The 14576-nt window shown below is 64.3% G+C and carries 12 protein-coding genes; 1 reads left to right on the top strand and 11 read right to left on the bottom strand.

Features of this window, described 5'->3' with window-relative positions:
• Nucleotides 1-5: 5 nt before the first annotated feature.
• The 6 genes from ASE60_RS18150 to ASE60_RS18125 all read right to left on the bottom strand — a co-directional run bounded on the left by ASE60_RS18150 (nucleotide 6) and on the right by ASE60_RS18125 (nucleotide 8055).
• A complete protein-coding gene (locus tag ASE60_RS18150; protein ID WP_057251931.1) occupies nucleotides 6-1058 on the bottom strand; it encodes a carbohydrate ABC transporter permease in 1053 nt (350 codons plus the stop codon).
• A complete protein-coding gene (locus ASE60_RS18145) occupies nucleotides 1055-2083 on the bottom strand; it encodes a sugar ABC transporter permease (RefSeq protein ID WP_057251930.1) in 1029 nt (342 codons plus the stop codon). Before ASE60_RS18145 ends, ASE60_RS18150 begins: the two co-directional genes overlap by 4 nt.
• 197 nt (nucleotides 2084-2280) lie before the next feature.
• Entirely contained in the window at nucleotides 2281-3549 is a 1269-nt protein-coding gene (locus ASE60_RS18140) for an ABC transporter substrate-binding protein (protein ID WP_057251929.1), read from the bottom strand.
• Between the two features lie 89 nt (nucleotides 3550-3638).
• Nucleotides 3639-6125: a hypothetical protein gene (locus ASE60_RS18135; protein WP_057251928.1), complete on the bottom strand. Its 2487-nt coding sequence runs from the start codon at nucleotides 6123-6125 to the stop codon at nucleotides 3639-3641.
• Nucleotides 6122-6958, bottom strand: coding sequence for a 5-dehydro-4-deoxy-D-glucuronate isomerase (kduI, locus tag ASE60_RS18130; RefSeq protein WP_057251927.1), 837 nt, complete (start codon nucleotides 6956-6958; stop codon nucleotides 6122-6124). Before kduI ends, ASE60_RS18135 begins: the two co-directional genes overlap by 4 nt.
• Nucleotides 6955-8055, bottom strand: a complete 1101-nt coding sequence (locus ASE60_RS18125; protein WP_057251926.1) for a glycoside hydrolase family 88 protein — start codon at nucleotides 8053-8055, stop codon at nucleotides 6955-6957. Before ASE60_RS18125 ends, kduI begins: the two co-directional genes overlap by 4 nt.
• A 117-nt stretch (nucleotides 8056-8172) precedes the next feature.
• Here ASE60_RS18125 and ASE60_RS18120 point away from each other — a divergent pair, with 117 nt between their 5' ends.
• Nucleotides 8173-9225 carry a LacI family DNA-binding transcriptional regulator gene (locus tag ASE60_RS18120; RefSeq protein WP_057251925.1) on the top strand — a complete coding sequence of 351 codons (1053 nt, stop codon included), beginning with the start codon at nucleotides 8173-8175 and terminating at the stop codon, nucleotides 9223-9225.
• A 16-nt stretch (nucleotides 9226-9241) separates the two neighbouring features.
• Here ASE60_RS18120 and ASE60_RS18115 read toward each other — a convergent pair whose 3' ends face one another.
• The 5 genes from ASE60_RS18115 to ASE60_RS18095 are packed head-to-tail and all read right to left on the bottom strand — an operon-like array spanning nucleotide 9242 to nucleotide 14565.
• Complete coding sequence (locus tag ASE60_RS18115) at nucleotides 9242-10933, bottom strand: aconitase X (RefSeq protein ID WP_057251924.1); 1692 nt, start codon at nucleotides 10931-10933, stop codon at nucleotides 9242-9244.
• Nucleotides 10930-11931 (bottom strand): 4-hydroxyproline epimerase, encoded by a 1002-nt coding sequence (locus ASE60_RS18110; RefSeq protein WP_057251923.1) that lies wholly within the window; start codon nucleotides 11929-11931, stop codon nucleotides 10930-10932. The genes ASE60_RS18115 and ASE60_RS18110 overlap by 4 nt, the downstream gene beginning before the upstream one ends.
• A 13-nt stretch (nucleotides 11932-11944) precedes the next feature.
• Nucleotides 11945-13192 carry an FAD-binding oxidoreductase gene (locus ASE60_RS18105; protein WP_057251922.1) on the bottom strand — a complete coding sequence of 416 codons (1248 nt, stop codon included), beginning with the start codon at nucleotides 13190-13192 and terminating at the stop codon, nucleotides 11945-11947.
• Nucleotides 13193-13199: 7 nt separating this feature from the next.
• A complete protein-coding gene (locus tag ASE60_RS18100) occupies nucleotides 13200-13922 on the bottom strand; it encodes an amino acid ABC transporter ATP-binding protein (RefSeq protein WP_034798411.1) in 723 nt (240 codons plus the stop codon).
• Complete coding sequence (locus tag ASE60_RS18095) at nucleotides 13915-14565, bottom strand: amino acid ABC transporter permease (protein ID WP_034798414.1); 651 nt, start codon at nucleotides 14563-14565, stop codon at nucleotides 13915-13917. The genes ASE60_RS18100 and ASE60_RS18095 overlap by 8 nt, the downstream gene beginning before the upstream one ends.
• Nucleotides 14566-14576: the final 11 nt, after the last annotated feature.

The following is a 14576-nucleotide window of genomic DNA, read 5'->3' as shown; positions in this document are numbered from 1 at the left end:
CCCCCTTATTTCAGTCCGGTGCCGGCAATGCCGGTGGTGATGAAGCGTTGCAGGAAGATGAAGACCAGGACGACCGGGATCATGGTCACGACCGTCATGGCGAGAATGAAATGCCACTGCACGTTCAGCTCGCCGGAATAGATGCTTAAGCCCACCTGCAGCGTATAAAGCTCCTTGCGGGAGAGCACGATCAGCGGCCAGAGGAAGTCGTTCCAACGCCAGACGACGGAGAAGATCGCAAGCACAGCGAGCGCCGGTGCCGTCAGCGGCAGGATGATGCGCCAGTAGATCTGCCACTCCGATGCCTTGTCCATGCGCGCGGCGTCGATCAGCTCGTCGGGGATGGTCAGCATGTATTGGCGCAGGATGAAGACGCCGGTCGGCGTCGCGACCGTCGGCAGGATCACCCCCCAGAGATTGTTGAAGAGGCCAAGCGCCGAGACGATCGAATAGAGCGGCACCATGATCACCGAGAGCGGCACCATCAGGGTGGCGAGGATCAAGAGCATCGCGAAGGTGCGGCCGCGAAACTCGTATTTGCTGAGCGCGAAGGCGGCCATCGAATTGACGATGAGCGTAATCACCGTCGCCGTCACCGTGACGAAAACGGAGTTCCAGAGATAGCGGACGAAATCGAAATGGGTGAAGGGCTCGCTGTAGTTCGAGGTGGCGAAGGACATTGTGCGCACCGGCGTGCGCTCGGCGATGTTGACCTTGACGATCTCGGTCGGCTTCTCCGGCGCGACCATCTGGCTGACGATGCCGATGCGGCGAACCTCGGCGAGCACCTTCTTGCTGCCATCCGGCAGCGTCACCTCGTAGAGATCGAGCGGCTTGTCGTAACCTTCGACGGTCGCCTTCTGCGTTACATAGGGCATGATCGTCGGCGGGAATTCGGCAAGGGCTGCCGGCGACTTGAAGGAGGAGCCGACGAGCCAGACGGCCGGGCCGAACATGATGAAGAGACCGCCGATGAGCCAGACCCAGGTGACGATATCGGTCCAGTGCCAGCCATTGCGGCCGCGACGTCGAAAGATGAATTCGGCAAGACGGCTCATTTTCGGGCTCCCTTCTTCTCGCCTTTGCGGCCAAGGCCGAGCTGGACCAGGGTGAGGACAACCAGCACGGCGCCCATCAGGATCGAGGCGGCTGCGGCAAGGCCGGGATTGCGCAACTGCGTCGCGAAGCCGGTCTCGTAGATGTATTGCGTGATATAGAGTGTGCTGGTGCCTGGGCCCCCGCCGGTCAGCACGTAGATCTCGTCGAAGATCTGCACGGCGCGGATAAGCACGAGCACGATGACGACGAGCAGGTTGGGCATCAGCAGTGGCAAGGTGATGCGCCAGAAGGCGCGCGCCGGACGGGTGCCGTCCATCTCGGCCGCTTCATAGAGATCCTTCGGGATCGCCTGCAGGCCGGCAAGCAGGATCAGCGTGTAGAAGCCCATATGCGCCCAGATCGAAACGCCGACGGTTGCCGCAAAGGACCAGTTGCGATCATTGAGCCAAGTATGCGGCTCGAGGCCGAGGCTGTAGAGGCCGAAATTCAAGAGCCCCTGTCGCTGCAGGATCCACTTCCAGATGAGGCCGACGACCACGGGCGACAGGAGCACCGGGAAGAAGAACACCGCCCGCCAGAAGCTGCGCGCCATCAGGTCGCGGTTGAGGATCAGCGCCGTCACCAGCGAAAACAGGATCATCAGGGTGACCTGCAGCACCACGAACCAGGCAGTGTTGCCGACGGCGGTCCAGAAGGTGTCTTCCGCGCAGCTGTTCGGGTTGGTGTAATTCACGCAATCGAAGAGGCGCGCATATTGGTCGCCGCCTACGAAGCTTCGGTCGGGGAGGAAGAGGGCGGTTCCGCCGGTCATGGAATAGGCGAAGTTGATAAAGAACGGCAGCAGCACGAATATGCCGAAGATCAGCATGTTCGGCAGCAGGAAGAAGGTCGCCATGCCGCCGATGCCGAGCCGGCGCTGCACGAACCGCAGCGGCGCGTCGACGGCGCCCATCAGCAGTCGTACGGGCACCATGACCGCCTCGCCAAGGCGTGAGCCGCCTCCTCTTGGAACATCTGCCTTCATCGTTTGCTACCTCGCCACCGGTCGCGCTTTGTAGCGCAACGATCGTCGCCGGATTGTGATCTGCTGCCCGCAAGAGACGGGCAAGCGCTGCTTGCCGGATGTCAGCATTATGTAAGCTAATGCTTACTGGTGTGTCGGCGGCTGATCCGACGGCATGATACGTCACACCGTCGGAAACCGGGTATCGATCGCCCGGATCAGTTGCCGCTATCTTTCACCTTGGTGGCGATATCGCTATCGATGCGCGTGAACGCTTCGTCGACTGTCATCTCGCCGGCAGCAGCCTGGCTGACACGGGTGACGAGCGCGCCGTAGACGGCGTCGGACCAGAGCCAGCCGGGCAGCTTGCGCGCCTCGTCGGAGAGCGACTTGCTCGCCTCGACGAAGCCGTTGAGCGCCGCCTTTGCCTGGGGGTCGTCGGTCCTGAAGTCGAGCTCCTTGGCAAGCACGCCCTTATGCGCAGGCAGGAACAGGGTGCGCTCGGAGAACTCCTTCACGATCGGTTCGCTCGCGAGATAGTCCATCACCTTGGCCACTTCCTTCGGGTTCTCGGTGTATTTGACCGCCACCAGACCGGCGCCGCCGGTCATGCCGGTGCAGTTTGAGGGACCGCAGGGGCTGCCGGTCGCCACCCAGTCGAAGTTGGTGCCGATCTTCGTCGAGAAGTTCGGAACCTGCCAGGAACCGGAATAGTAGTAGACGAGCTGTCCGTTGATGAAGTCGTCGGCGGCGGCGCGATAGGTGGAGCCGGCGGCCGAAACCCAGACGTCCTTGCTCATCGTGCCGTCGGCAACCCAGCCGACGAAGGTCTTCAGGAAGTTCTTCGAGCCATCATCAAGCGGCGCCGGCTTGCCGTCGGCGCCGATATAGTTGCCGCCATAGGCAAGGTTCGGGCCGCTGAGGCGGTGACCGGAGCGGTCGAGCGCCATCGGGAAGGGAACCTGCTGGTTTTCTGCCACCTGCTTGGCTGCCTTCGCCCAGTCGTCCCAGGTCGCATCCTTGCCGGGGATCGCGACGCCCGCCTGGTCGAACAGCGTCTTGTTAGCAAAGCCGCCGGCAATCGTGATCTGGGTCATGAAACCAGAGATCTGGTTCGATCCGTCGGGGCGCATCCAGTCTGCCTGCCCGCCGAAATTCTCGTCCCAATAGGCGGCGTCGGCGACCAGCGGCCTAAGGTCGAGCCAGTGCTGGCTCTGGGCCTTGAGGTTGGTGACGCGAGCGATGTCGGGGCCGTTGCCGGCTTCGAGCTGCACCGGCAGCTGCTCCTTGACGACGCTGTAGGACACGTTGTCGAGGATCACGTTGATCCCGGGGTTCTCCTTCATGAAGCGGTCGAGCAGGTCCTTCAACACCTCGCCTTCGACGCCATCGGAGTACCACATGATGCGCACGTCGCCGGCCATTGCCGCCGTCGACGTCAGGAGCCCGACGGCGAGCGCCGCGAGCATCTTTCCGGTCTTCTTCATTGTCTTTCTCCTCCACTTATCTAGGCGAGCGTCCTCCCGCTCGTTTGGGGCTTGCGCCGGCTTCCCCGGCCGGCGCGATTCTATTTGCCTTATCTGGCGGCGAGCATGGTTGCCTCACCTGCCACGGTGAAATCCTTGGCGGCGATGGTGCGCCCTTCGGCTTCCGTCGAACCGTCGTTGCGGAAGACGATGCGGCCATAGTCTGGATCGTTGATGACGAAAGCACCGTCGGCAGTTTCCACGACGGAGAGCCCGGCAAACTTCGTTTCCACCCCGGAAAGCTCTTCGGCTTCGCAAACCCGGATGATCCAGCGCGTCTTGTGGCCGGCCTGGCGCAGCTCCGCATTCGCTGACGGGCCATCGGTCACCGGTAACAGTTCGGTTGCGCCGATCAGGGCAACGGCGCCACGGCCGCTGCGCGCAAGTGCCAGCTTTCCCTTGACCCTGCTCTCGTCGAACTCGGCGACCGGGAACCACGCGTGGGTGAAGTCCGGTTGTTCGCTGACGGCCGCAAAGTCGAGTACGGCCAGCCCCCTGTACTGGTGGGCACGAGGGAGGGTGCCGCAACCACCCCAATAGGATGGCCGGCCGTACCCGAACTGAATGGTTTCGCCCGGATGGTTGATCCAGATCGCCGCTTCGGGGCGCTGGCCAAGGCGCAGGTGCAGCACCGTTTCCTGATAGCCCCATTCATTCCAGCGATAATGCGCCGCCGAGCCCATGGCGAAATGGCGGCCTTTGTAATGGTATAGCGCCGCGAAGCGGTTTTCGCCCTGGGCGAAGCGCCACTCCTGATGGGTGGCCTCATCCTCGTGGCAGGCAACGGCGGCAAGTGTTTCCGGAACCACAACGCCGTGGTCACGCAGGCAGACGGCAAGCTGCGGCAGCGCATGCACGCGGCGGCCGTACCAGCCCTTGCCCCAGAGCAGGCGTGCGACGCCGGAAAGCTCGAGCGAGCGACCGGCGCAAAGCGTGTGCTCGTAGGAGCGCCCTTGCGCTGCCGTCACCATGCCGTGATGGGCCGAGCGGGCGATGATCTCGCAGAGACGGACAATGCCCTTCTTGGCGCGGTCGGCGATGTCGGCGTCGGGCGAGAGTGCCGCCAGTGCCGTCAGGCCCTTGAGGTCGATCGGGAAATAGGGCGCGGAGTTGAACTCCGCCATTTCCCAGGCCTCGAAATGATCGAGCCAGGCGCGAACGCGGGCAGCGCCGACGGCGCTTTGCTCGCTGCCCTTGCGGCCCGAGCGACGGAAGGTCGCCTCGGGGAAGAGATGGCCGGCGAGATAGGCCGAAGTGTGGAACAGAAGCGCGTGGTTTTCGGAGAAATACCACTGCACGTCGTTGCCGGGTTCATCCATCCAGTAGCGGAAGCCAAGGATCGCCTGATCGATGCGATCGCGCGTCTTTTCGCCGATATCCTGACCCCATGTGGTGCGCGACCAGATGAGCGGCACCAGCGAGAAGTCGGCGCAGTCGTGGCAGTCCTCGATTGAGGGCAGAATTTCCTCGATCATCGCGTCGGTGTCGGTACCGCCGCGACCGCCGGCAAGCCGGGCGAAGGCGCGGACCGTGTCACGTTCGGAAAAGCCCGAGATCTCGTCGAGCGTCTCGGTAATGCGACGCGCAAGCGTCTCCGACGGTTTGCCCTGGCGGCCGGCGTGGCAGATCTCGACGCCAAGAGAGCGCGACGCAACGAAGCCGCTGGCATCAAGCGTGATGCGGAAATGGCGGAAATCGGCCGGTGTCTCTTCCGATGGTCCGACAACCAGCCTCTTGTCGCCGGCCTTCAGCACGAAGTCGTGGTCGAAGCGCTCGGTTGACATGAAGTCGCCTTCGACCGCGACATTGACCTTGACATCGAGCGGCAGGGCGGCGGCGAAGAGAAGGGTGATGTCGCCCTCGAAATAGGCGGTCCGGTCGAAATGCATGCCGTCGAGTGCGGTCTCGATATCGGCGGCGGCCGCACTCGGGCAGGGAACGGGCAGCGCCACGCGCGCCGTCGGTCCCGAGAGATAGTCGAACTGGAAGAAATAACGCGCATCGCGTTCGGCGAGGTCGTCGAAGAAGATCGTGACTTCGTTGAGGCCGGCTTGAAGCGGCAGTTCGAATTCGGCCTTGGCCTCGAGATTGCGGCTATAGGGCGCCATCCAGCCGACCTCAGTGCCGTTCAGGAAGAGCACCGCGCCGCCGCAGGTGCCCAGGCGAATCTTGGCGGTGCCACCCGTGTCGGTCTCGATCGAGGTGCGGGCCCAGGTTGCAAGCCGTGTCGGCCGGAACCAGAAGCCGGAGAGGTCGAGCCGCGGCGATCCGAAGGGCAGCCACCAGCGGCTGGCCTCGAATGTGCCGCGCACCTGCGGCCGCTTGCCGCGAAACTGTTCGGCAAAAATCGTCCGGCAGGGGTACTCGTGCGGAATGAAGTTCTTGTGCTTGGTCAGGAAGAAGAAGGGGTCCATTTCGCCCTTCATCGGCTGGTCCGGCACGTCGAAACGCTCCTCGGCAATCGTGCCGAGCTGCCAGTAGCCGACGGCCTGCCCCGCAACGAGGCTTTTCTTCAGATGGAAAATAGTATCGCTCATTTCAGCTCAGCCAAGGCTACGGGGGTGACGTCGTTGTATTCCTGGTTCTCGCCGGTCATGCCCCAGACGAAGGCATAGGGGCCGGTGCCGGCGCCCATATGGATCGACCAGGCGGGCGAAAGCACGGCGTCGCCGTTTGCGACGATCAGGTGCCGGGTCTCCTCCGGCTCGCCCATCACGTGGACGATGCGGTCTTCCGGCGCCATGTCGAAGTAGCAATAGGCCTCCATGCGCCGCTCGTGCACATGCGGCGGCATGGTGTTCCAGGCGCTGCCTTCGGCCAGATCGGTAATGCCCATCAGAAGCAGGCAGGAGGGCATGACTTCCGGGTGGATGTACATGACGAGACGGCGTTTGTTCGAGCGCTTGACGTCGCCGAGCTCAAGCGCCTTTGCCTCCGCCCTCTTGATCAGCCGGTGCGGCAGATCGGCACCGGCGGGCACCGAGTTTATGTAGAAGCGGGCCGGGCGGTCGGCGGTCTCGCTTGCAACGACGATTTCCTTGGCACCGCGTCCGACATAGAGCACGTCGCGATTTTCGAGCACGAAGTTCTTACCGTCGACGGTGATCGTCCCGGTGCCGCCGAGATTGGCGATGCCCATCTCGCGCGCCGAAAGCAGATAGGGTGTGCCGATATCAGCGCCCGATCCAAAGGTGACGCTCTTTGTTTTCGGCATGGCGCCGCCGAGGATCAGCCGGTCGACATGGGTGTAGGTGAAGTTCACGGCGTCAGCTGCAAAGAGATCGCTGATCAGGAACTCGCGGCGCAGCCGCGCCGTGTCGTAGCCTTTGATATCCTCGGGGTTGGCCCCGTAGAGAACCTTCATTGTCATGCTGCCTGTCCTTCCGGGCCGACATGCTGCAGGGCTTCGGAGAGGCACAGGATTGCCAGTGCCTGGCCGTAGCCGGTCGGCTGAATTGGGATGTCCTTGTAGAATTGCAGGTCGTGGCCCATGCGTGTGCCGTAGGAGACGTTGAGCACGGTGCCGCTCTCGTCGATGTTGCGCATCACGACTTCAAGCGCGCGCAGACCGGCGGCTCTCCAGGCGGGCGTTCCATAGCCGAGCCGATAGCCCTTGAGCAGGCCGTAGCCGATGCCGGCGGTCGCCGAGATCTCCTCGTACGAAGTCGCGTCGTCGAGCAGCGTGCGCCAGGCGCCGGAAGCGGCCTGCAGCGGCAGCAGTGCCTCGACCTGGGTGACGAGCACGCCGCGCAGGTATTCCTTGACCGGTGCGGCGAGCTCAGCGAGGTCGAAGAAATCGAGCATGCCGGCGGTGATCCAGGCATTGCCGCGGGCCCAGCGGGCGCGGGCGAAATTGTGCCGGCCGTCGAAGGTCCAGCCATGGAACCAGAGGCCCGACTGGGTGTCGGCAAGGTAGCGGGCATGCACGAGAAATTGCCGCGAGGCCTCGTCGACGAGTTCGCGCCGGCCGCTCGCCTGGCCATAGGAGGCGAGGAACAGGGCGACCATATAGAGCGTGTCGTCCCAGAGCTCGTTGTCATTCACCTTGTCGGAGACATGGTGCTCGAATCCGCCTTCCGGCGTCCGGCCCATTTCGCTCATCACCCGGTTTGCCCAGTCGTCGAGCAGCGGCTTCCAGCGGGGATTCCTGGATTTGGCCCAGAGAACCGAGAGGCCGAGCATCGGCGCGGTCGTGTTGACGTTGAGTTCCGGAAGCCCGGCAGCAAGGCGGCCTTCGTACCAGCCTTCGATAAGCTGACGGATGTCCTCGCGGCCGGTAAACAGCCAGAGCTTGATCAGGCCATAGAGGCCAACACCCTGCGGCCATTCCCAGCTGTCGAAGCTGATGTAGTCGCCTGCGGTCCCGTCGAGGTTCGGTTCATCGAACCGGCCGTCATGCTTGAGACCGGTCATGCCGCCGACAAGACGATCGAGACCCGTGCGAATATCGTGGGCGTTGAGGCCCATGGCACTCCTCCTCCTTAAGCCGCTCTTCCCTCGGCCTTCTTGAGAAAGATAAAGGCACGATGTTTTTTCTTGCGCAATATGAAAATTTTTCCCAATATTGTGGCAAGGGAGGATCACATGATCGCAAAACCGCTGCCCGGCAAACGCGGCAAGAAGAGCAAGCGTGTTCGGCTGGAGGACATCGCCGAAGCCTGCGGCGTCTCCTTGAGCACCGCCTCCCGCGCCCTTGCTGGCGAAAAGGGCGTGCGCGCGGAAATCCGCCAGAAGGTGCTGGAAGCGGCCAAGAACGCCAACTACGTGATCCCGACGGCGGTCGCCGGTCAGAAGGTCATCGTGGCGGCGTCCAGTGCTGCGATGATCGACTATGTGCGCAACCAGTTTACGCATTACGTGCTGGAGGGGCTGAAGGAGCGGGCCCAGGCGCTCGATCTCGAAATCGTCACTCGGCCGATTGCGGATAGAAGCGAAGAACTGGCCGTGCTTGCCGAGGCAGAGGAGGACGAGCAGGTCGCCGGTCTGCTGTTTCTCACCATCGACGACGAAGGTATGATTGCCGCGACCCGTGGCTTCGAAAAGCCGGTGGTGCTCTTGAACAGCGACGACCCGTTCATGCGGCTATCGAGCGTCACGCCCTGCAACCGATCGAGCGCGCGGCTTGCGACCGATCACCTGATCGAGCTCGGCCACGAGCGCATCCTGTTCCTGATGCGGCCGGGGCGCCGTACGATCGAACGGCGCTACGAGGGCTGGCGCGACGGGCTGCTCGCGAAAGGCCTGCTCGCAACCGACGACTTGCTCGTCACCGTCGAGGACTGGCTGCCCGAGCTTGCGATACAGGCGCTGACGCAGCGGATTTCGGAGCGGGGGCTGGATTTCACCGCGGTGCTCGCGGCCGGCGACAGCCTTGCCGTCGGCGCCATGCTCGGCATCCAGCAAAAGGGCTTTTCGGTTCCGGGCGATGTCTCGGTCATGGGAATGGACGACCTGCCGCAAGCGGCCTTCCTCAATCCGCCGCTGACGACGATGCACATCCCGATGCGCGAGATCGGCTCGGTAGCGCTCGATCTTCTGCGCGACACGCTGTCGGGCATCCCGGCGCCGCCGCGTCGCGTCGAACTCGCCTGCCATCTGGTGCCGCGGGCCTCGACGGCACCGCCGCGCGGCGCCTAAGCCCGCGGCGAAGTCGCTACGACAGCCAGGCCGGCAGACGTGCCGGGACGCGGCCCGTGAGCGCCGCTTCAACGCAATCGGCGAGGCTGCCGAAGCGGACGGCGCGGCCGGAGAGGCCGGGGCCGTAATGGGCGTACTTTCCGGAATTGGTCATCAGCGCCCGCGTCTTCGTCGGGAACACCGGCTCCGAGATCGAGCACCAGCAGAGATCCGGCAACACCTGGATGCCGCTTGCCTCCAGTCGAGCCAGCAGACCTTCTTCCCGTGCTGCGGCGATCGCGTCTCGTCCGGCGGTCACGATCACGGCGACATCGCCATGCCGCTTGCGACCATCGAAGGCGTCGGCCAGCGCGCGGCATTCCTCGAGCGAGGCGTGCGGGCTGCCGATGGCGACGAGCTCGACCTCGGCTGGTCCCTCGTTGAAATGTGCCCAGGCCTCGGCCATGTCGGCGCGCGTGGTGGCCGTGTGATCGGCATCCTCAGCCGCGGCACCTTCCGCTTCCGGGGTCACACCTTCCACATGCAACATGGGGGCTGCGGATGTCGTGCCGAAGGCGGCGCAGAGCGCCTTCAGGTCGTCGCGCGAGGGCCGTGCGGACGCAAGTCCACGCAACAGCGGGATGCGATCGGGGGCTGCCCGGCCAGCGAGGTAACCGATCAGCGGCCAGAAGGCGTCGTCGATATTCTCAGGCAGGTCCACGTCGATGACGCGTTTTGCCCTGCGCGGCTCGTCGAGATAGACGCCCGAGAGGGGCGCGCGGCCCGTCAGCGCGATGCAGAGGTCGAGAAAATCCGGGTGCTTTGCCGTGCGCGCGCCGAGCACGGTGTTGGCGAAAATGACGGCATTGGATTCCGCCCAGGCAATGGATTCGCCTGATTTCGGTGCGCTGTCGAGCAGATAGGGCGAACAGGTGAAGGTCGGGCGACAGCCCATGCGCACATAGGCGTCGGCAAGCTTAGCCGCCGGGTCGCCGAAACTTTCCGGCACGCCCTGCGCCCGCCAGTTGGCGCGGTCGACCGAGATCGCGTTCATCGTGGTCGGCACGCGAACCTTGGCGCCCATGTTCGCCATCTTTTCGGCGAAGGTGAGGTTGGCGGGGCTCGCATAGATGCAGCCGTCGATATGGCCCTGGACCACGTCGATGAGCTTTTCCGCCCCCTGCTGCGCTGCCATCGCCGAAATGATCCGCATCGCCTGCTGGACCGCAACGCCATCGCGGCCATCGAGCATGGCGCGGTCGGCTTCAGTGAGATCGAGAGCCGCCGTCGCCGGCGGTTCGACCGGGATAATCAGGCCGTCGGCCTCGATCGTGCCAGCGCCGATCCGTGCTGACTTTGCCTGCGAGAGCATCTTGAAGGCGTCGCGGGAAAGCCTGAGCACCGGCAGAGATTTTCCGAACATCTCAGCCGCAATCAGTGCGCCGAGCGTCAACACGTCCTCGGCTTCGCAGAAGACCAATGCGGCAGGCGCCCGGCCCGTGAGCGCCATGTCGAGCAGAACGCCCGAACCGGTACAGGAACCGCGGCTCGACGGCATCATCAGGATGCCGCCGGTGAGACAGATCCCGTGCAGCGGGTGATGCACATCGATCACCACGCCGGTTGCCGGATCGACCCCGCCCCAGAAGCTCAGCGCCTCCTCGGTGGCGATGATGGGGCCATCGGCGGAGCCAGAGAGAATGCAGCGGGCGGAGATCGATTGGGTCATTTTACGACAAATCCATGGGCGAAGGGGTCGCGGTCATCGATGAAGATCGTGTTGATGCCGGTCATGCGGGCCCAGCCGGCGATCGAAGGGATGATGGCGTCGCGGTCGGCAACCTTGGTCGCCGCCTCGACGCGGCCCTTGAACAGCGACCCGATGATCGATTCATGCACGAACTCGTCACCGACCTTCAGCTTGCCCTTGGCGGCAAGCTGCGCCATGCGCGCCGAGGTGCCGGTGCCGCAGGGCGATCGGTCGATCGCCTTTTCGCCGTAGAACACGGCGTTGCGCGCATGCGCCTCGGGCTGGGTTGGCTTGCCGGTCCACTGGATGTGGCTGAGGCCCTGGATCTCGGGGTGTTCCGGATGGACGAACTCGTACTTGGCGTTGAGGGCTGCGCGCAGCTTCGGACTCCAGCCGACGAGCTCGCCGGCGGTATGATCGGCCATGTCGCGGAAGTTCTTCTGCGGCTCGACGATGGCGTAGAAGTTGCCGCCATAGGCGACGTCGACGACGATCTCGCCGAGGCCCTCGACCTCAGCCGTCAGGCCCTCGGCATAGAGGAAGCCCGGCACGTTGGTGAGGCGCACTTCCTCGACGAAGCGGCCTTCCTGGCGATAGGTGATGTCCACCTTGCCGGCCGGCGCGTCGATCGACAGCTTGCCCGGTTCACGCGGGGTGATCAGCCCGTTCTCGATCGCCATGGTGATGGTGCCGATCGTGCCGTGGCCGCACATCGGCAGGCAGCCGGAGGTCTCGATGAAGAGCACCGCGACGTCGCAGTCGGGCCGCGTCGGCGGATAGAGGATCGAGCCGGACATCATGTCGTGGCCGCGCGGCTCGAACATCAGGCCGGTGCGGATCCAGTCGAACTCGCGCAGAAAGTGGGCCCGCTTCTCCAGCATGTTGGCCCCTTCGAGCCGCGGCCCGCCGCCGGAAACGAGCCGGACCGGGTTGCCGCAGGTGTGTCCGTCGATGCAGGAGAAGGTATGGTTGGCCATGGTCGAAGCCCTATCAGAAACGTTGCGCCGAGAAGGATTGGATGTCGATTGCCGGCCGTTGGCCGGTCAGGAGTTCGGCGACGAGACGCGCGGTGCCGGCCGATTGCGTCAGGCCGAGATGGCCGTGGCCGAAGGCGTAGATCACGCGCCCCGTGGCACGGGCGCGGCCGATCGCCGGCAGGCTGTCGGGCAGTGACGGGCGGAAGCCCATCCACTGCACGCCGCCTTCGCTTTTGAAGCCGGGCAGGAATTTCTGCGCCTTCTTCAGCATCGCTTCCGAGCGGCGGAAATTCGGCGGCAGCTTGAGGCCGCCGAGTTCGACGGCGCCGCCGACCCGGATGCCGGTCGAAAGCCGCGTGACGACAAAGCCGTGGCCGCCGAAGGTGACCTGGGTGCGCAGGTCAAAGGCGTCCTGCGGCAGCGTGGTGTTGTATCCGCGCTCGGTTTCGAGCGGGATACGTTCGCCGAGCGTCCGGGCGATCTGATGCGAGAAGGCGCCGGCGGATAGCACAACCTGGTCTGCACGCCGTGTCTTGCCGTTGGACGTCAGTTCCACGCCACCCTCGACCGGCCGCAATGCCGTAACCTCGGCGCGTTCGATGATGCCGCCCTTCGCGCGGAAATGGTCCGCGAGCGCGAGGGTATAGAGCTTCGGATCGGCGATCGAGTACCAGCCGGGCGTGAAGGTGCCATGAGTAAAGCGCGGCGCGAGACCGGGCTGGATCTCGGCCATTTCGGCCGCACCCATATGGCGGAATTCGATGCCGTGCTCGGACCGCGCCTTCCAGCCGGGAAGCGACGCCTTCAGTTCGGCTTCGCTTTCATAGACCTGGAGATTGCCTTCCTTGCGCAGCATCGGCAGGGTGCCGGTTGCGGTGAGGAAGGGTTCTAGCTCCGCCTTGGACAGGTCCATGATCGCGGTCTGCGCCGTCGTCGAATGCGCAACGCGGCCCGGCGAGCAGGCGCGCCAGAAGCGGAACATCCACGGGGCGATCTGCACCGCGTAGGCCGGCGGGACGCTCAAGGGCCCAAGCGGGTCGAGCAGCCACTTCGGCGCCTTTTTGAGGATGCCGGGAGAGGCGAGCGGCAGGATGTCGGTAAAGGCGAAGGCCCCGGCATTGCCGGCAGAGGCACCTGCGGCCGGGCCTTCCCGGTCGAGCACGGTAACGGAAAGTCCCCGTGCCTGGGCGGCGATCGCCGCGGAAAGGCCGACGACGCCGGCGCCGATGACGATGACGTCAGGCTGAGCTGCATCCTTCATGATCGGCTCAGTGCGTCGCTGCCAGGAACTTCTGGAGTTCCGGGTCCTTCGGCGCGCCGAAGAGCGCCTCGGGTGCTGCGATTTCCGCCATCACGCCCTTGTGGAAGAAGGCGACGCGGTCGGAAACTTCGCGGGCAAACTTCATTTCGTGTGTGACGCAGATCATCGTCATGCCTTCGGACGCAAGCATGCGCAGCGTGTCGAGCACTTCGCCGACGAGCTGCGGGTCGAGTGCCGAGGTCACTTCGTCAAACAGCATGTATTCCGGCGACATGGCAAGCGCGCGGGCGATCGCCATGCGCTGCTGCTGGCCGCCCGACATGCGGGTGGGATAGACGCCGAGCTTCTCGCCGAGGCCAACGTGCGTGAGCTGCTTGACGGCGTTCTCCTCAGCCTTTTCCTTGGAGAGGCCGAGCACCTTGCGCGGCGCCAGCATGACGTTTTCAAGTACGGTCAGGTGCGGGAAAGCATTGAACTGCTGGAAGACGATGCCGAGCTTGCTGCGCAGCTTGTTGAGGTTTGTTGATTTCGCGTGGACCTCGGTGCCGTCGACGAGGATGCGGCCGGCATCGATCGGCTCGAGACCGTTGATGCAGGTCAGCAGCGTCGATTTGCCGGAACCGGAGCCGCCAATGATGGTCAGCACCTCGCCCTTGTTGACGGTGAGGTCGATGCCTTTGAGAACCTCCAGCGAGCCGAAGGATTTGCGAACGTTCTGGATCTCAATCATTGGACCACCGTTTTTCAAGGTAACCGCCGAGCCGGGCGATTGGGAAGCTGATGAGGAAGTAGATGGCGCCGCAGATCAGAAGGATCAGCAGCGGCTCCTGCAGACGGGTGACGAGCACCTGCGAGGCGCGCAGCAGCTCGATCAGGCCAAGCCAGAGAACGAGTGCGGAGTCCTTCATGACACCGAGCGTCAGGCCGATCCAGGACGGCAGCGAAACACGGGTCGCAAGCGGCGCCACGATGTAGCGCATGTCCTGCCACCAGGTCATGCCGAGCGAGCGGGCAGCGCGGCGCGTCGTCGGCGGCACGGAGGAGATGCCGCCGCGCACGATCTCCGTGCAGTAGGCGGCCGTGTAGAGCGACAGCACCACGCAGGACGTCGTGAACGGCGCCCAGCCGAGCTTGGCGATCGCCTGGAAGGCGTTGGCAAGCACCAGCTGGATCAGGAGCGGCACCGAGCGGAAGATGTCGAGCACGAAGGTGAGCGGTGCGGCCCAGTAGGGGCCGACCTGGTTGCGCACGACGCCGAAGATGATGCCGAGGACGGTGCCGGCGGTGACCGAGACGGCGGTGACCGCAAGCGTCATCAGGGCGCCTTGCAGCAGGAAGCCGAGATCAGCAAGGGTGAGGGCGGTATTGAACATCTCTCACCTCT

This window comes from Ensifer sp. Root278 (assembly GCF_001429285.1).
Classification (GTDB): Bacteria; Pseudomonadota; Alphaproteobacteria; order Rhizobiales; family Rhizobiaceae; genus Ensifer.
The sequence above is the reverse complement of the archived record's forward strand: the minus strand, read 5'-3'. Positions and strand labels throughout refer to the sequence as shown.